14 protein-coding genes and 2 pseudogenes are annotated in these 18,801 nt (G+C 39.6%); 10 read left to right on the top strand and 6 right to left on the bottom strand.

Translation table 11 applies throughout. The annotated features are described in order from the left end of the window. Nucleotides 1-6 precede the first annotated feature (6 nt). The 4 genes and pseudogenes from JK628_RS02370 to JK628_RS02355 form a co-directional block, all read right to left on the bottom strand. A complete protein-coding gene (locus JK628_RS02370) occupies nt 7-597 on the bottom strand; it encodes an LON peptidase substrate-binding domain-containing protein (RefSeq protein ID WP_202287682.1) in 591 nt (196 codons plus the stop codon). A 170-nt stretch (nt 598-767) separates the two neighbouring features. Beyond that, nucleotides 768-1,709: pseudogene (locus JK628_RS02365) on the bottom strand (alpha/beta hydrolase); the annotation flags it as partial. A gap of 109 nt (nt 1,710-1,818) precedes the next feature. Further along, nucleotides 1,819-4,647 (bottom strand): serine/threonine-protein kinase, encoded by a 2,829-nt coding sequence (locus tag JK628_RS02360; RefSeq protein ID WP_237524210.1) that lies wholly within the window; start codon nt 4,645-4,647, stop codon nt 1,819-1,821. Nucleotides 4,648-4,675: 28 nt separating this feature from the next. Then, nucleotides 4,676-5,260, bottom strand: coding sequence for an ECF-type sigma factor (locus JK628_RS02355; protein ID WP_202287679.1), 585 nt, complete (start codon nt 5,258-5,260; stop codon nt 4,676-4,678). 573 nt (nt 5,261-5,833) lie between these two features. Here JK628_RS02355 and JK628_RS02350 point away from each other — a divergent pair. The 6 genes from JK628_RS02350 (at nt 5,834) to JK628_RS02325 (ending at nt 12,976) form a co-directional block, all read left to right on the top strand. After that, nucleotides 5,834-6,241, top strand: a complete 408-nt coding sequence (locus JK628_RS02350) for a hypothetical protein (RefSeq protein ID WP_202287678.1) — start codon at nt 5,834-5,836, stop codon at nt 6,239-6,241. An 87-nt stretch (nt 6,242-6,328) separates the two neighbouring features. Continuing rightward, nucleotides 6,329-6,742 carry a hypothetical protein gene (locus JK628_RS02345; RefSeq protein WP_202287677.1) on the top strand — a complete coding sequence of 138 codons (414 nt, stop codon included), beginning with the start codon at nt 6,329-6,331 and terminating at the stop codon, nt 6,740-6,742. A 22-nt stretch (nt 6,743-6,764) separates the two neighbouring features. Beyond that, nucleotides 6,765-7,589, top strand: a complete 825-nt coding sequence (locus JK628_RS02340) for a hypothetical protein (protein ID WP_202287676.1) — start codon at nt 6,765-6,767, stop codon at nt 7,587-7,589. A gap of 850 nt (nt 7,590-8,439) precedes the next feature. Beyond that, the gene (locus JK628_RS02335; protein ID WP_202287675.1) at nt 8,440-10,425 is read left to right on the top strand and encodes an Ig-like domain-containing protein; all 1,986 of its coding nucleotides are present in this window, start codon (nt 8,440-8,442) and stop codon (nt 10,423-10,425) included. Between the two features lie 67 nt (nt 10,426-10,492). Continuing rightward, on the top strand, nt 10,493-12,421 hold the full coding sequence (locus tag JK628_RS02330; protein ID WP_202287674.1) for a S8 family peptidase: 1,929 nt from the start codon (nt 10,493-10,495) through the stop codon (nt 12,419-12,421). 159 nt (nt 12,422-12,580) lie between these two features. Then, nucleotides 12,581-12,976, top strand: coding sequence for a hypothetical protein (locus JK628_RS02325; RefSeq protein ID WP_202287673.1), 396 nt, complete (start codon nt 12,581-12,583; stop codon nt 12,974-12,976). A gap of 177 nt (nt 12,977-13,153) precedes the next feature. Here JK628_RS02325 and JK628_RS23235 read toward each other — a convergent pair. Continuing rightward, nucleotides 13,154-13,282, bottom strand: a pseudogene (locus tag JK628_RS23235) (alpha/beta hydrolase); the annotation flags it as partial. Between the two features lie 103 nt (nt 13,283-13,385). Here JK628_RS23235 and JK628_RS02320 point away from each other — a divergent pair. The 4 genes from JK628_RS02320 to JK628_RS02305 all read left to right on the top strand — a co-directional run bounded on the left by JK628_RS02320 (nt 13,386) and on the right by JK628_RS02305 (nt 17,544). After that, on the top strand, nt 13,386-13,814 hold the full coding sequence (locus tag JK628_RS02320) for a hypothetical protein (RefSeq protein WP_202287672.1): 429 nt from the start codon (nt 13,386-13,388) through the stop codon (nt 13,812-13,814). 86 nt (nt 13,815-13,900) lie between these two features. Further along, nucleotides 13,901-14,362, top strand: coding sequence for a YhcH/YjgK/YiaL family protein (locus JK628_RS02315; RefSeq protein ID WP_202287671.1), 462 nt, complete (start codon nt 13,901-13,903; stop codon nt 14,360-14,362). A gap of 25 nt (nt 14,363-14,387) precedes the next feature. Further along, complete coding sequence (locus JK628_RS02310) at nt 14,388-14,921, top strand: protein tyrosine phosphatase family protein (protein ID WP_202287670.1); 534 nt, start codon at nt 14,388-14,390, stop codon at nt 14,919-14,921. Nucleotides 14,922-15,258: 337 nt separating this feature from the next. Next, on the top strand, nt 15,259-17,544 hold the full coding sequence (locus JK628_RS02305; protein WP_202287669.1) for an aminotransferase class V-fold PLP-dependent enzyme: 2,286 nt from the start codon (nt 15,259-15,261) through the stop codon (nt 17,542-17,544). 114 nt (nt 17,545-17,658) lie between these two features. On the opposite strand, the gene mepA is transcribed toward JK628_RS02305, so the two are convergent. Beyond that, entirely contained in the window at nt 17,659-18,552 is an 894-nt protein-coding gene (mepA, locus tag JK628_RS02300; protein ID WP_202287668.1) for a penicillin-insensitive murein endopeptidase, read from the bottom strand. Nucleotides 18,553-18,801: the final 249 nt, after the last annotated feature.

Below are 18,801 nucleotides of genomic sequence, written 5' to 3'. Positions count from 1 at the left end.
TTCAGGCTAATAAGATTTGGCACTAGCGTGGGACTTGATCAATTCGAGCACAAAATGCATGGTTTTATGACAATTGGGTTGGTTCAATAAACGTAACTTATCTTTATTGTATAGCGGTAACACCTCTAACCAACGCTGGCTTACCCATGAGGCATCTTCGAGGTGCATATCATTATCATACAAGCCAAATAGATCTGGGTTTACTTGATAAAACTGCTCTAAAGCGGCACTAATTAGCTCGAACTCGCCATTGATGGGCTCTTGTTGCCAATTATTACAGGCTAATGTTCTGCTGATCCAAACACCATCTCGACGCTTTGCAGCGGACAAAATGCGGACCCTTTGCTTGCCTTGTAAAACAATCCCAAGGGAATCATCATCAAGTAGATTGAAGTCAATGATCTCGCACTGAGTCGCCATTTCATAACAAGGAAGATCATTATTGGCCCGACTCATACCAAAAACTAATTGATAATGCAGTTTCAGTACTTCGGCTATCATGCTCAGATAGGCAGGGTCGACCACGCGGATCTCTATCCTTCCCTCGGGTAACAGCAAGGTATCGTGCGTCAATAACGCCATCTCTTGTGTTCGCATAATAACCTCCATAAGCAGGTAGGCCAGACCATCTTTTTGACGATCGTCAATAAAGCTAAAGTGTAGCAGCTGATTAAATTTCAGCCAGCAAGCTATTTAGCAACGACCTCACTACTGCTTAGTTATTAGACAGCCAAAAATGCGCTTTTATTGCAGTTAGATTTATGTTTTTAGAGCCGCTCTAGCCTTGCGAGGAGAGATTGTTTATCGATGACATCGGCTAAATCATCTGCTAACACTTGACTCATCTCAGCCGCCTTACGCCAATATTGAATTCTTGAATCGGAGTCAAAATGAGTAAAATCACTACGATCCGGCAACTTACCGTAGGGCAGGCTTCTTAGATAAGCATCTGTTGGCGCCAAAATAAGTGCATTGTCGTAATTATGTTTTGCGTCTCGCCAAGGCAAAGACTTATCGAACCAGCCGGGTGACATTCTGGCAAAGAAATGTGGATAAAGCGTAAGCCCAGCGGGTGCAGTAAGCGGGATATCAAAGTGATAATCGGTAATACGGCCATCATAATAGTGCCCGTTCGGCGCGCCTTCTATCTCTGTCACTGGCGCTAATACCCAAGGGATAGAGCCCGTCGCCAGTAATACTTGCTGAATATTGTCTATAGATAGACCACGAAATTGGCTGGGCAGATCAGTGAGCTGATAAAACGGAGATTTTGACTGCTGCACACCAAAGACATAACGTTCAAAATGCCACGCTAAGGTTTTACGACTAACAAGATTGGTTACAGCAGCGGCGGCTAAGCCTACGGCAAGCGGAGCTTTACCTACTAGGCGATTTAAATGGCGTCCACGACAGGCAATGTAATGACTATTAACTAATGGGTTCGAGACAATTTCAGCCGCCCCTTGACTGCCTAGCAGGCCTTTAAGGATCCCTTTTACTTGCATCGACACTTCTACCGCAGTAGGTTTGCTGTCGTAACGCTGGTCGATATACAAGTCTTCTAGTCGCTGATATGCCGCCAATGGATTATTTTGCGCTAAACAGGCTAAGCGCCAAGCGCCCGATGAAGCCCCTAAGGTATGTAAAGGTTGCGCCAGCGATTTAAAAAACTCACCAAACAAGTACTTGTCTAGCCCCGCAATACCAATTAGTATTTAACAACCTCACCAATAACGATTAAAGCTTTTTTATTTAAGCTTTAATCGAAATTGGCATTGTCATTGTCATTGTCATTGTCATTAACACTATGTCAAATCCCTACAAGCCTGTTACAAAGCTGTCGACTGATGAATAGATAGCTTCTGCTAGATCAGTATCCTTTACTATATCTTTCCAGTGCAACTTTCCTTCGCATAATAACTTAGGCTTCATTTTTGAATTATTTCGATATAGATTAAAATTTCTAATATTTGAATTTGAAATGCCATTGCAGTCAACTTCTGGTACGGAATTCAACACGACAGCAAGTTCATCAATTTTCTCTGTTCTTGATAACAGTTCCAATTTAAGGAGATATTTATCAAACAGGCTAGATTTTGTTGATAACTCAAACTCAGAAAGGAGCTGCTCTGCAGTAGTAAAATCCTGCAGTTCTAGGTAGGCTCTAAAAAGAGTTATATAATATTTTCTTTCAGTAGCAGGATAAGATATATGCCTCTTTAACTGAACTGCTTCATCCACTAAGCTATTTAATGTTTTGCTATCATCTGAAGTTGTTAAAAGGTCTAGCTTAGATAGCTGTGACATGATGTAGAAATTACTGTTACTACCTTGATATTGTTTATAAAACTCCATTGCTTTATCACAAGCATCAACGCCGACTTTGAATTCAGATGAATACCTTTCGTCAATATTAGCCGAATTACTACATAAGGCATAGGTAAAGTAAGCTGCATGGCCTAAATTATTCTTCTGTCGATAGTGTTCAATGAGTGTTGAAAGATGGTTTAGGTATAGGTCTTGGCGGTTAAACTTATTGGCAAACACCGTAAACTGTAAATAGTAATTGAGTGCATTTTCACCATAGCTAGACAAATCACCATAAACATTGCTCATTATATAATATGAGTCTTCCAGTTTATTGTTTTTGATCGACTCTGTGAGTTCGATAATAAAATAGTTTGTCTGATATGATGGGGGCATAGCATTAGCATCTATACTATTATAAATATCACTAATACTATCAGGAAGCGGAAAACCATTAATTACTGATGTCTGCTTAGACAATATCGCTAATACATATACTGATGGGTGGTCACTATCTAGCAGGGATTGGAGTAATTGAGCATTTTTGACCAATCGGTCACTGATGTTATTAGCCGATTGCTTCCCCTGTATATTAGACATTAGATACCAGTCATGCAAAAGACTAACCCACCTTTTAGAAGATATGTCAGAAATATTGCTCTCCACCAACTCCAGCAACTTCTCAACTCCGCTTAACTGCTCCGCTTTGCTGATATTAGACATAGCTATTAATCTAATATGTTCCAGCAAAACCTCTTGATTTCTATTGACTGGCTCGAGGTTTGAGGTAAGCAAATCAAACAATTTTTGCAACTCTACATTTGAAATTGTAGTCGTACCAACTTCCCAATCGATAAGATAAAAAAGTCGGTTGTCAGATAAGTCAGTAAGCTTCAACACATCTTCATTTAAAACTATAAGATCATGTTGCATCTCTTTGTTATTATTATTCAATACATTTAATTCAATTTGAATCTTTCGTGCTATTAAGTTTTCAACTTTAAATTTTGCGTTACCATTAGTTAGCTTTGATAATTTTGATGTATATAACTGACATTGCTTATAGTCACCGATAGTTTTATATGCATTAGCCAGAGACAATGTAAACCTGACAGCTTGCTCTAAAGGGAGTAAGCTAATATCGATACTCCTAGCGGAGTTAACTAAAGCCCTCTGCCTTTCAATCTCTGTTACTACTCTAACATCAACCTGCTTTAGCATGTTCTCAGCAAGTTTTAAGTTACTATCCGCTAATAGCGTTTGCTGTTGAGCATAGATGTAGGAATCATAATACTTGCCTCCAGATATCACACTAACTATCGCAATAACCAGTACTAAAGAAAAGCGGATATAGTTGCGTTTGAACCATAATCCTGAGTTATACCATGGATTATTGAAAGCGATTGTTGGTTTGTTATAAAGAAAGCTTTCAATATCCGCTTTAAGCTCAGTAGTCGTTTGATATCGTTGTTGCGTATCATCTTGAGTTGATTTTAAAGCGATACTTTGCAAGACAGTGGTGTCATCGATTAAGTCATATAAAACTTTTCCAAGACTGTAGATATCCGATGCAATTGTAATATGCTCGCCTAATTTTTGCTCAGGAGAGGCGTAAGCAAATGAAAGTGCTTTTAAATATGGTTCAACGTATTCTGTTTTTGGGGAGTGAATAAATTTTGAAATACCAAAATCAATTATGTGAACTTGACCTTGGGCATCAACCAAAATATTTTCTGGTTTAATATCCCTATGGAGTATTTGGTTTGCATGAGCATGGGTAATTCCATCGATGACTTGCATAAACAGTTCAAGTTTCTGCTGCTCGGATAGCAAATTACGCTCTACATATTTGCTCAAGGTTTGTCCGCTAACATATTGCATCACGATATAAGCGAAACCTCGCTCATCTCGACCCGCATCTAAAACTGAGACAATGTTAGTGTGATTTAATGAAGCAAGAGCCTGAGCTTCATAGTTAAAAATCTGTTCTGATTCATTATCCAATAGAGCAAGCGGTACAACCTTAATCGCCACATCTTGAGCATACTCGCCATCTTGCCTCTTGCCTAAATAGACACTGCCCATTCCCCCTTTACCAAGTAGTTCTATTATTTTGTACTTCGATACACTATCACCCGTCTGAAGGTTGCCAGTTATCTGTTCTCCAGCAAGCTCAATACTTTCATTAAAAATTTGTGTGATATCAATACTTACATCCATAAGCATTTTTTTTAACGCTATATAGGTAACCTCATCATGCTTAAGGCTTTCTATGTAATCGGATTTTTCTTTTTCGTTAAGTGTCGATAAATGGCAATAGTGCTCGTAAAGGTTTTGCATCACTAGAACGTCCCTGCAGTGAAATTGGTTAATTGTGGTAATAATTTGAAAGCTGTAGCTTGATAAAAGAAAGGTCTTTATCAATTGTTGATTCTGAAACCGAAAACAATTCAGCTATCTCTTTTGATGGGGTAAGGCAAACATATTTATAGATAAAAACGGATACCTGCCTAGAGTACTCGATAGATAATTTTTTTAGTAAAATTTCAATATCTAAAATACGCTGTATTTTGTCTAACATAGCTGTACTTTCAGTATCTGTACTGTATTTTTGTCGTTTTTTTGCTTTAGATTTTCGTATGTTGTCTACCAAGATTGAATAGATCACCGTTGAAAATGTTATGTAAAGCTCTCTTGTCGTTTCGGGGGCAACATCTCTACTTTGATGAATTTTTATAAAAGCGTCATGAACTAGAGATGTGGTATTGCTGGATATGCTTAGTAGCGTATTTGCTGGTCGTTCACCGATAGAGTTTGATTTGACTTCACTAGCAAGTTGATGAAATTTTTGATAAGCAAACTGATAGAGCTGTTGCTCTGCAACCTTGTCTCCAGCATTCCATTTAACCAATATGCTGGTGAGTTGTTCAACATCTTGAGCTGTACTCGGCATAAACTCCATTTTCCTGCTTGCATGCAATCCCTATCAGGGTACAGCCAATTGGTGATGGTGAAGGAATCAGTGCCCAAAAGGTATTTAAGCAATTTCCAACACCTCACATTAGCTGCTATAGGTACATATGACCCAGCTACTTTATAATAATATCTTTAATTATTCTACGTTTAAGCAACAAATGTATGAGTCGTCGATTTAGGAGGATGATCAGAAGTTGTTATGTATATCATCAATAGCTGAATCAAGTGAAAGCTATGATATGAGGACGCTTCGGCACATTTAATATACTCAGCCTGTGCTTTGCTGGTACGCAAATCATGAAAACCAATATTGTGGTCATGTCAAATTTCTGTGATTTTCTGTTATCTATTTTACGAATTATTTCGGAATTTACGTATCTTCCCTTTGTTAACCATTCAGATACGTTAGTTTAATCTTTGCACTGGAGGCTAAACATTGGTGATCAGTAACAAGACCTTAAGCACTGATGAGCAGACTCTTTTGGACACTTTCAGATGTAATATAGGTAAATCTGACTCTGCATATTGTTAATTTTAAAGGACTTAAAGTATGAAAACCCTCAAATCATTGGTGTCTTTATGTGTGTTGACTACTGCCATAATTGGCTGCTCAGATGCTCCACTGACAGATGAGCAGATCTCAAAAATGAGTAATGAAGAGGTTGGAGTATATGTTTGTGAAGCATTTAGTGAATTTGTCACTGAAGATGCCAATCCTGAAAAATTAAAGGCATACCTCCTAGAGTCAGAATATAGCAAACTCGTCACTCAAAAAAATAAAGGGTTACCTAAAAGAGTTCAGAAGGAATACTCAGATTCAGACTGTGAATTGGTCGACATGGTATTGAAAGAAAAATCAGGGATGGTAATTATCTCATACAAGTTTAAGTCATTTGGGAGCAATGACAGGTTTAAATTATCCAAAGAGTTCGGTAGGTACACTTTAGTCGACATCTAACATAATTGTTACACACCTATATGCATATAAACACCTTTGCATCCTTGTCAAAGCAATTACCACTAAAAACATAATAAAGGCAGTACAATGAAACTTTTAGCGCTACCATTAATAATAGTATCTGGTTTTTCACTTGCCCAAACGCCACAAGTCGTATCTGATGTGGTTCAACTTCAGGGTCCTTATAGTGCTAGCATAGATCAAGTTCAAAAATCCGTAGTAAACATGTATGTACCAGATGGTGGCGTGGCAGTGCTTGATATTACTGGTCAGGATAGATTTGTTAGCTATACAAAAAATTCAAGTTCCTTAGCTTTGGAAATAAAGTCATCTGGTAGAACGGTATCAATAAAAAGTAATGTTGATAATGGACATACTCATACCCTCGCTGTTGAAACGCTATGTGGGCGATCTGTTTCAATTAATATTATTGGCCTTTCATCAAAAATAACTCCCGAGACCATTAAACCAAAGCTACTGATTTCGGCTCCAAGTTGTTAATATAAGAGTAAAAGGATAAGTAATGAAAGGGACCATTTTACATACCACTGCTGAGTCAACTGTCATTCGTGGCGCAAATGAACAGAAATTTGAAGTAACTCAAGACAAGTTTAGTTCACAGGTTAGCCCCACTATTGGTGATGAAGTTGATTTTGATATAACAGATGGTACAGCACATAATATTTATGTTCTGAGAACAACAACTGCAGCTGATAAAGGCCTAAATAAAGCTAAGGCCGTGGCTGCTAATTTATATAGTCAAGCTAGAAATAGTGTTAATGAAGAGAATATTAGTAAAGCTAAAATTTTTGCCGCAGCTACAGCAGGAAAAACAAAGGAGTCAGTGAATAATATTGATTTTTCAAAATCCAGCAACGCACTTAAATCAATAAGTATTCCTGGAGAAAATGGTTTTAAAATTCATAATAAGTTTTCATCTTTTGTTTTAATTACCTTGTTTATCTCTATGATTTTACCTTTGGCTCAAATATTTAATGAGTCTCAAAGCTACTTTCAGTTAGTTGAAAGTACAGGGTTTCAACTGGTATTTATATTCTTGGCACTCTTCAGCCTATTGCTTGGCCTACCTAGAGTTGTGAGTCGAATTTTATCGTTAATATTTCTTATTGTGCTATGTGTTCCTATTTATGATGCTTTTTCATACTTTGATGATATGAGAGGCTATTCGAGTTCTTTTGGTTTAGATAAAGAGATGCTGAAAATGCTGTTTGATACCATGAGACTAGGTTTGCCGTTATTACTGGTTTCAACCTTGTTATTTGCTATTTTGCAACTGTTGCCTTGGTATCAAACCAATGAAAAGTTTTCAGATAATAATGGTCAGTAACAGGTGAGTAGCCTCGAAAATGAGTGACGAATATTCATTCAATGCTTGTTGAAGATTAATACTGAAAGTGATAGTCACTCTGCTCGAAAGTCGATGATAATGGGGGCTGTTATTGGAGGGGGATCTGGTATGTTAACAGCAGGCGCAACCAGCCTGACAGCCAGTACAGCTAAAAGTTCCCCCTTAGTAATCCTTCTTATAATGTTCTTAGGATATCTATTTTATTAACGCCAATTCGCTCAATGTTGCATTAGATCTTTCTAGCGATGATTTTAAGGTGAAATACGAATACAGAGACACATCTAACTTATTTTTTAAACTTCGATGTGAGGGGGCGGGGCGGCCTCACACCCCATGAAGCCGATGGGCGTAACACTTGTATCTCTGCCGATCTTTACAGTTAGTAAGGCTTTGCAATTGAAAATTGCAGGCCACCAAAAAGTAGTCACAAAGTAGCGAGCATGTGATAATGGTAACATCTTCAAGTTCTTACTTGATTTGAAGTGGTGAATCATTAAGCAATAAATGACAACATTTTTATCTAAACATTATATAAAGGACTAAATAATGAAGCTCAATCCCTGTGGATACAATATCTCTCTCGCAATCAAACTCTTCGATTTTACTTCGTTCATAGCTCCATTTAGCACAATGCTGAATGCATTAAATGGTAATCAATAAAGTATTAAAACTACTTAGGAAAAAGCGGTAGGGCTAGTGTTCTTACTCTGCTTTACCTAGATATACGGACTCACAAATATGGACTTTAAAAGGCTTATTTAAACCCTTTTCCTTACCTTAATATTTCATAAACACAATACATTTGTGTTTTTAACTCGAGAAAATATACATGAACAATACTCGTGGATTGTTATCTGCAGTTATTCTATCGGCGGTCCTTTCAGCCTGTGGCGGTGGTGACGATAGTTCAAGCAGTAAACCTGATGATGGTAATAACGGAGGCTCTGTGAGCAATAATGCGCCTACTCTGTTATTGGGTCAGTCTTCAATATCATTAGAAGAGGGGCTGACAACGGATATTTCAATTAATGCCCAGGACTCAGATGGTGACAAGCTCACCTATTCTGTAACTTCATCAAATGCTGCTGTGTCTGGCAGTGTAAGTAGTGACACATTAACTATTCGTGCAAACGAAGTTGAGAGCGATTTTACTACAGCCATAACTTTGACTGTTAGTGATGGTAAAGCGAGCACCTCCAAAACGGTTACTGTAGAGGTTAAGGACAAGCCTAATAATATTCCGACTCTAGCTCTGGAAAAGTCGGAAATATCTCTGTCTGGCAACTCTACGATAGAGGTAGGTATTACTGCGACAGATCTGGATGGTGATGAACTGTCATACGCCTTTAGCTCCACTTCACCCGTCATTTCAGCAGCCATTAGTGGTGAGTATTTAGTTATTACCGCAGGTGATGTCGCTGCTGGCAGCACTGTTACGCTGACTATAACAGTCAGCGACGGTAAAGATAGTATCGCTAAAAATATCACCGTCTCCGTCAGCAAGTATGTAGCTTATTCTGTAAGCTGGTTTGATGCAGAAGCCATTAACCTTTCAGTTGCTCAGGCAGCAAAGGCTCGTTTCCCTTTTGAAATTGAGTTGGGTTCTGTTGAACAAGAAAACATTACCTATCGTGTTGTAATGAATGTTGATTCTGGTTTAAATCAAGCTGCAATTTCAGCGGTTGTCAATCCTGACAGTAAGGAAGTTATTGTTTCTCCATCTAGTGATAACCAAGGCGACTATACTGGTGTTCTTACTGTGAGTGATGGTGTTACTACTGAAACATTGAATTTTTCACTAAATGTATATTATGCAAATCGTTCTCCTTTTCTTGATAGTGAAAACTTTGTATTTTTAGAAGAGGGGGTAACTAAAACATTCGACATGGCATCTTCTGAAGTTCTTGATGCTGATAGTTTGGTTATTTATGAAGCTGAACCTTTTGACGTTTTTCAAGGTGATGCTAGTAAAATTTCTTTCACTTATGATAATTCAGCAAAAACATATTCATTAACTGCTCTTGCTGGTTCTAAATTCTCTGTCTTTTTTGTTCGAATTAATACAACTGATTCCTTTGGTGGTATTGCTGGTTCCGCTTATGAGGTTTATGTAAAAGGCGCTACAACTTCTCAGGAGCGTGAATTAGAAGAAAAAATCGTACTTGCACAAAAATTTGTAAAACAGTCTCAAGAATTAGAGCGTCTTAGTGATTTCCTTATTGATGGGCTAGAAATGCAAAGTGTTCTTACCCAACAAGAAGCATTAAATGAGCGTCTATTGATTGCTGATTCACGTTATTTTTCTGAAAATGATTCTACGGAAGAGCTGAATTGTATGTTAGGGGCTGTTCAGAATGGATTTGCTGTTAATTATACGTTTAAGGGTGGATACATTGATGGTGACTATGTTATTCAACTTGGTTACATTTGTAATGTAGGCGAGGAAGAAACATATGATCGACAAACAGGTAAGGCTGATTCTCAATTTTACGCTAATGCTACAAACTATGCTCTAGCTGTAAGTAACATTGAGCGTATCCGAGGTAATCAGGAAGATTCTTATTATTCTGCTGGTGGACAAAATATTATTGAACGAACTAACCGCTTGTCTGGAATGTTGCAAACTGCGGTTCCTAGTTTTGAATTAGGTCGGGTTTACTGGGAGCAAATGAATGAACTTGATAATGGTTTTTATAGTCGCTTTGTAGGCAACACCACTTACGGTGCATATCAGGGGGATGCTTGGGTGTGGAAGCCTGAATATGAAGTTCTTAGTATTGCTACTTCAATGGCAAATGAAGCAGTGCTTGATTAGCGCATCCGCAATCCACTGGCGCTTTTAAAACTATGACTTTATATAATTCAAATTAAGAGTAAGAAAAATGAAAATTAAACACATAGCCATTTCGATCATTATAGCTATAACTTCAGTTTCAACGCATGCTGCCGAGTTAATTGTAAATTGGGCAGATAATGAAAGCGTACATAGCACAGATGTTATTGAGCAAATTGCTGAACAAACAGGATTAACAATCACTCTGTTAAAACCACTTCAAAAAACTTTTGATTTGGTTCATGTTGCTGGTGATAGCGAGACTGCAATTAACACACTACAAAATACAGGTTACTTCAAATATGTAGAAGAAAATGGAATTGTAGTTTCTCCAAAAATTAATCGAAAATTAATTAATGTAAATCATTTTAATCCCCAAAAAGTAAAAAGTGGCACAGTTGGCACTCTTTCTCTTGTTATTGATAAATTTAATGATCCTTTATATCTAGGTCAAGAATATTTAGATGAACAAGAAGATTCTCGCATGGGTTTATCAAGTCTTGCTAAAGCTCGTGATTATACTGTTAAGCATGTAAAACTCGACCGAAAGGTTCGTGTTGCGGTTCTTGATACTGGAAAATGGGAACATGAAGATATTACTTGGTCTGACGATGAAGCTAACTTTGTTGTTGGGGGGGATGGTGTTGGTAGCGATGGTTATTGGGAAATGGGCTGCTCAACTGTTGACCTTGAAAATACTGGCTTAGATGTTACTTGTTCTGTCGAAAATCTAATTCCTCTTTATGAAAGTAACGACTCTACCGACAAATCTTGGTGGGACAGAGATGGTGATGGTGTATACACTGTTGCTATTGATGGTCATGGTTTGAGTGTTGCAAGTCAAATTGCGGCAACTTCAAATAATAACCTTGGTATGGTTGGCGTTGTTCCTGATAATTTACTAGAAATTGTGCCAGTGCGTGTTCTCGGTAGTTTTGGGGGGGATGGCTACAGTATTGGTGATGGTATTTGGTGGGCAATTAAAAAGTACAGCAATGGTTCATTACAAGAGGGTGATAAAGGTTATGTTCGTCCAATCTCTGAACCTGTTGATGTTATCAACTTGAGTTTAGGCGGAAAATCTGCATTAAGTTGTGAAGCTAATAGCTATACAAAAGATGCTATCACCGAAGCATATAAGATGAACATTAGTGTTGTTATTGCTGCTGGTAATGAATCTGCTGATACTACTTATGTTACTCCTGCTAACTGTGAAGAAGCATTTGGTGTTGCTTCATCTAAAATGAGTGGTGAAATTAGTAGATTCTCTAATTATGGACAGTTTGCTGATATTGCAGTTCATGGTGAAGAAATTACTGGTGCAACAATGAGTACTATTTATTACGGTACTAGTCGTAATTGTGGTGACTCGAATAGCTACAATGATTGTTATGCAGAAAACTCAGGGACTTCAATGTCTGCGCCTAATGCCTCTGGTGTCCTCGCTTTGCTTAAGCTAGCATACCCTGATTTATCAGCTAAAGAGCGTGAAGCAATGATTTTAAACACTGCTGTGCCACATGAGCTTAATGGTAATGGTCAGGCATCAAGAGCATCTAAAGTTGGTTATGGTGCTGGTGTTATCAATGCTTACAATGCTCTTAAAAATGATGCCCTAGCAATTGATAAAGTTAATGTTCAACATCGCTATGCAGCATTTACTTCACCAGTTCAAGAAGCTTATTTAGTTAGAATGATTGAAGTTGTGCCGACTGCTTGCTCAATGTATAACATACAGTTTGGTACTCTACAACATACTGTAGATGGTGTTAGTTATAACATCTTACAAACTAGCTCTACTGGTGATATTAACTCTGTTGCCTTTGATAAGACTGTTGTTGCTGATGTTCCTCGTGTGACCGTAGATGCTTCTGCTTACACTAGAGTCGCTGTTCAATCTTGTAAAGATGGTTCATGTGGTGACATTGTTGAAGTTGATTTCAGCAGCTCTGTACCACCTGCCATATGTGAAGGCTAAGGTTTAAAACCATAAATGCCCTTCCCTTTAAAGAGGGGCATTTATAGCTCAAGCTTTAGTTGATTTAGCCGTTGGTTTATCGATTTATTTAGCCCTTGAACTAACATAAGTGCGAAGCATCACAAGTCAAAAAACCTCTCTATAACACCAAGGATTCATATGCCATCCATTAAATTTAATATCATCGCTCTCACCCTGATATCTTTGCTGATATCTGGCTGTAGTCAAGTTAACGACAAGCCCATTTCTGAATCTGCAGCAAATATTGTGAAAGAGAACAAGGTAACAGAAAGCCTAAATGCTGAAGCGCAGATGAGAAGAAAAATCAGCATGACCTTTATTGTCTACTGGAAAGAAGATCTGATTGAGAACGGATCCAGATTAGAAGCGCTTAGAAAAGCCACTGAATTGAACATTGAGAGTGTTAAAACTAGAAAAAGCATGGATGTCATTATGGTCAAAGACAATCTAAGTCCGCATGACATACTGATGAAAATAGATAACTCAGGCATGGTTAATCAGGTAGTACAGGAGCAACTTCTTAAAGCGCAGTAGCTAGATAGTCATCAATAGTTAAGGTTTTAGGTTCCCCCCTTTAACCCATTCACCCATTCACCCTCTGGTATTTCATATATCTTTATGAAAAACGCTAGATAATTTTAATGATATAAAACAAAAGGTTTGTATCTTATTGAATGTCTGTTTTTAAACATACGAGCTTTTCGGTGTTTAGCCATTAAAAACAATCCACTTCGGCCCACCCGACGCCGCCAATAACTGGCTAAACAGCTCGGGCTGTAGTCCATTTTCGCTAAGCGTTTTAAAGGCTTTTGAGCCCGCAATAAATCGTAACGAAGACACTTTCACCTCAAATAATTAAACAATAATTAAACAATAATTAACTTTTCACTTACTTACCGAGCAGCGTAAACTCGATTTAATACGGAAGCAACAAGGATGTAATATGGAAAATAGCACTATCATCAAACCCTTTCAAAGAGTCGGCTATGCCCTAATTGGCATAACTCTCACTTTCTTAGCGATTCACTCAAGCTACGACAATGATATTCTCGACTATGTCATTCTACTGAGTTTGACACTGAGTACTGCCTGGATCACTCATTTATTGTGGACTCAACGAATTGTATTTACGCCCTCTGAAGTCACTTTTATTAAGATGATGGAGACGTCAGATACCAGCATGCCCAAGACATTAACGCTGAATTATCAAGACATCGATTCGGTACGATTACTCGGCGATCATCTTTTTATCCATTCAAGTCTAGGCAAAATTAACTTTCCCCTTAAGCCCAAGTCTTCACTTGCTGCAAAGTTAAAGCTGGCTTTCGAAGCTAAAGGCATCACATTTGAAGTGAACTCCTGTATCGCCTAATAGCAGATAGCGCTAAACTTCTGTTTATTGAAAACTTAAGCTAGGTTAGATGGCTTCGCTTAAGCAACCTTATAAACGAGAAGATTATGATTGTAGACACGCTAGCAAATCGAAACCTATACAGCCACATCAGCCCTCGCATTGCTAAAGCGCTTGCACACCTGAGTGAAACTGATTTTAACCAGCTGGAGGTGGGCACATACGAACTCGATGGCAAGGATCTGTTTGTTATCGTCAACGATTATGAAACTAAGCCAAGAGAAGTGGAGCCTTTTGAAGTCCACCAGCAGTATATCGATGTACAATACGTTGTTAGTGGTGAAGAGGAGTTTGGCTATTTACCTTTAGCAGACCAAATACCTTCAAAACCCTATTTTGCCAAACATGATTATGCCGAGTTTGATTACCAATCCAATAAAAACGCCGCAGCTTTTATTCCGTTTAAAGCAGGGATGTTTGCCCTCTTCTTTCCAGAAGATATGCATATGCCAGGCACCAGTGCGACGCCAAAACAAGTTCGAAAGGTCGTCATTAAAGTCAAAATCTAGTACGCCATTAATTAGGGACAACACCATGAGATTTATCTTTCTACTCGCGAGCCTGCTCAGTTCAATGGCGATTGCAGAAGTTGCACCTGAGAACTTACAAAACATAAAAGCAGTACAGTTTAATGACGGTAGCATTATCACTTCAGGGTTACCGAGCAAGGCTGAGTTTCCCGCATTACAGCAAGCTGGTGTTGAGTTAGTGATCAACCTCATTCCCGCTGGAAACTCCAGTGGTTATGCCGATGAAGCCAGTTTAGTCGCCCGCACAGGAATGCAATATCAACAGATAAATGTTGATTGGAAGCAGCCTACTGTAGCCAATGTTGAACAGTTTTTTACCATAATGGACGCCAATAAAGGCAAAAATATATTGATCCATTGCGCCGCAAATTACCGCGCTTCGGCCTTTTATTACCTATATGAGCTCAAGCAAGGAAAGGCCGACTCCGCCGAATTTAAGCAGCAAACGATGCAACCTTGGGGTGATTTATCGCAAAGCTTGGCTCAATACCCACAGTGGGATGACCTGATTGAGACAGTCAAAGCCAATAACCTGTGACCTAACCAGTAACACAGCAAACAACTCCTAAACAACTTAGGGGACATACACCATTGAAGCGCCTATTGATGGCGCTTTTTTATTGCCTTAAATAGACTGATGCTCTCCAAGCTAACTATCGCTATCTACTCAAATCAATTGAGATATAAGGGGTTCACTACACCTTCTTTCACACTTCGTCTGTCACCGCTGCCCCCTTTTGTGACAACTGCAACTGAGAAAATGTGATCTTGATCATTAATCTCAACCTGTTAATATAGCTCCAAGATATTAGTTATTCCCAAAAGTTATAAGTCGTCTTGGGCGATAGAACAATAACAATAAAGAGCTAACCACAATGAATAACACCACTGAGTTACCCCAAATTTACCTTGATGCAAATGCCACAACCCCCGTACTCCCTCAAGCAGCGGCTGCAGCGTTATCGGCGATGGAAACTCTTTTTGGCAACCCGAGTAGTAGTCACATCACTGGATTACAAGCCAAACACTTAATGGAACAAACTCGCTTAAGAGCAAAAACCTTGCTTGGCACGGGTGAGGGAAAGCTCATATTTACCAGTGGTGCTACTGAAGGGATCCAAACCTCAATCTTGTCAGCACTGATTGCAGCAAAGAGCAATATGTTAGCAGAGCAAAGCTACACTGTGCTTTATGGCGCAACCGAGCATAAAGCCGTGCCAGAATCATTGAAGCACTGGCTTAGCGTGCTAGATATTACTGCCGATGTAAAAGCGATTCCGGTTGATGAGTTTGGCATACTTGATCATCAGTTTATCAGCCAACAAGCACCAAACGCACTGATGATCTGTACCATGGCAGTCAATAATGAAACTGGTGTATTTCAAGACCTATCCACTTTAGAAGATACCATTCGCAGCGCAAACCCTGATATTTACTGGATGGTTGATTGCGTTCAAGCACTAGGAAAAACCGCGCTTGATTTGCAGAGCACCAGTATCGATTATGCGCCATTCAGTGGTCATAAACTTTACGCACCAAAGGGAATTGGGTTCGTCTATATACGAGATAGCGCACCATTCACCTCTTTTATTGCCGGCGGTGGCCAAGAAAGTGGCTTGCGTTCAGGCACAGAAAACCTTCCTGGTATGGCTGCGCTTAACGTTATATTTGAGATGTTGCTGTGCCCTAACGATTCGACATTTTCAAACAGTGAACAACTAACAGAGTATCGACAGCAGATTGCCGATACTTTAGTTGAGTGTTTCCCCGCCATTGTATTTAACAACAGTTTTAACCATAGCGTTGCCACCACAATCAACTTTGCCGTGCCTGGTTTTAGCAGCAAAGAGATCATGGATCTGTTTGATGCCGCCAACATTCGTGTCAGCTCGGGTTCCGCTTGCAGCTCTAAAGTGAGTAGAAGCTTTGTGCTAGATGCCATGGGTCTACCCGCTTGGCAAAGTGAAGCCGCTATTCGTATGTCCTTTGGGCCAGCGATAACTCAAGCTGAAGTTAATGCAGCTTGTTTACGGATTAAAATAGCGTCAAACGCACTCACGCAAAGCTGCATGATATTAGACGACAGCAGCGACATCTCCGACAAAACACAACTGGATGGTTTGTTGCAGTTACGCTCTGGTGCTAGCTGCACCTGGGTTTATGTCGATTCATCAAGCAAACAAGCTTTGATCATCGATCCACTACCAGAATTGATCCAGCGATTGGACACCTTACTGCAGTGCCAGCAGCTAACGCTCGTTGCTGCAATCGATACCCATGGCCATGCCGATCATCAGTCTGGACGTGAACAGCTGGTTGAACGTTACTTAGCAAAGCAGCAATCCGATGTACTAGGTTGGCCAGTAACTCAAGAATATATAGAAAATTTAGCTCAGCAATACCAGACGATTCGCATAGGTTCAAAGCAGTTAGTCAGGTTGCCAACGCCAGGTCATACTGGCGATAGTATTAGCTTACTACTGTGCTCAACGCCACTGACGTTAGACAATTTGCCGCAGCAAACTCAGTACGCTTTTTGTGGTGATACCATATTGATGGGCAGTCTTGGCAGAACAAACTTTGATTCCAGCTGCAGCATGGAATTGTTTCATAGCCTGAAATTGATCAGAGACTGTATTAGTAGTAACACTTTGATCTGTGCCAGCCATGATTACAACAATGAATTCACTACCAGCCTAGAGGCAGAGATAGGCCGCAACAACTTACTAAAAGCGGTACTAAATGAAGGATTATCTGTAGCACATTTTCAGCAGCTAAAATCACAGCTAGACAGCAACCTTAATGATGAAGTCGGCACTGAGATCATCTGTGGCGCTTTCGTTGGCAGTTGCGATAAATCAAAGATAAAAGAGTATGATGCCAAAAGCCTTGAAGTGGCAATGAAACAAGATAAAGGCGTGATGATTATCGATATCCGTGAGCCCCATGAATATGCCTTAAACCACTCACAGCAATCGAGTCTGAACGTACCATTGACCCGCCTAGTACAATTTATTCAGCAGCACCAAGATGATAAAGATAAGCAGTGGGTATTAGTTTGCCGCAGCGGCAGCCGTTCAATGATCGCAGCGCAAGCCATGCACCGACTTGGATTTCAGCAGGTGTCTCACCTCAAGGGTGGTTACGCACTAAGCTCATAAACTAGAACTAAAAAACGAGTACTTAGAGATTAGTACTGACAAATGAGTTCTAGCAATTAACGCCCGGCATCGAATGATCCCGGGCTTTTTTATTGATACTCAAGCAGATAATAGTTATTTGGCGGTACTATCATAAAGTAGCTGAGAACACTGTTTTGGTTTGAGCTTTTTATTTTTCTTTTTAGCTATTTCGGCTGTCTTTTTAGCTGGCGATTTAGGCTTAGTTTGCGTCATCTGTTGCTTCCACCAACTGAGCTCGTTACAACCATTTCCGTCTGGAATTACAGCCTGGCTAATACAGCTGGTATCGCCTGCCGGACAATGCAGACGCACATGCATATGATAGGTATGCCCCCACCAAGGGCGTACTTTACTAAGCCAATTATCATTGGCGAACTCCATATTACATAAGTGCTGTTTAATCACAGGACTCACAAAAATACGTGCCACGCGATGGTCTTCAGCTGCCAGTTTCAACATCTGAGTATGTTGTGGTCGCCATTGCTTACTATCGAGCGTGAATTTCTTGTCATCAACGATATCAAATGGCAGTGGTTGCTCTCGCTGCTCCGGTGTTAATACCTGCTCAGTCAGCTTAAGCCAAATATCAACATCTAGCCCTATTTGGTGGCTTGAATGACCATGGCTAAAGTTACCGCCACGTGGCATCGACATATCTGCTATTAACAAATCACCGTGATTATACTGTTGAAAATCACTGGCAAATTGTGTGATAAATGAGATGAGCAGTGGATGACCATAATAGCGCTGTCGCTCGGTACGAATAACTTGGAATCCCTCCCCTGATAAAGGTAACGCTTCAGCGCCCGCCAAGCAGCCATTGGCATAGCTACCCATCGCGGCAATACTTCCACCATAAGGAGTATCAAGCTGTTCCCACTGGTTAGCAGGCAAGCCAGTACAAGTAAAAATCAGCATCAAGCTCAATACGCGCGATAGTCGCCCTAAGCTAGCGCTACCTAACCACTCCCGCACCTTCGCACTCATCAGCAACCAGCCTTAATAAGGTAAAACACCAGTTAAGCCTAACTCACAATCCAAAATTCGCTAAAGCGCTCGATGGGTTTTATCTTAAGCAGATTTTCTGACGCTTAAACGCTGTCTATGGCGAGTAATGACTTTTCTGATTTTAAATTTACAACGTAAATGCAAAATGGTTTTGCTTCTATACTCCAATGTAGATGCGGTTGAAGCCTTCGGTTTCAGAGTCAATTCTGTTCCATATAGAATTTGGCA

Source organism: Shewanella sp. KX20019 (assembly GCF_016757755.1).
GTDB lineage: Bacteria > Pseudomonadota > Gammaproteobacteria > Enterobacterales > Shewanellaceae > Shewanella.
This window is presented reverse-complemented; position numbering and strand designations above follow the sequence as displayed.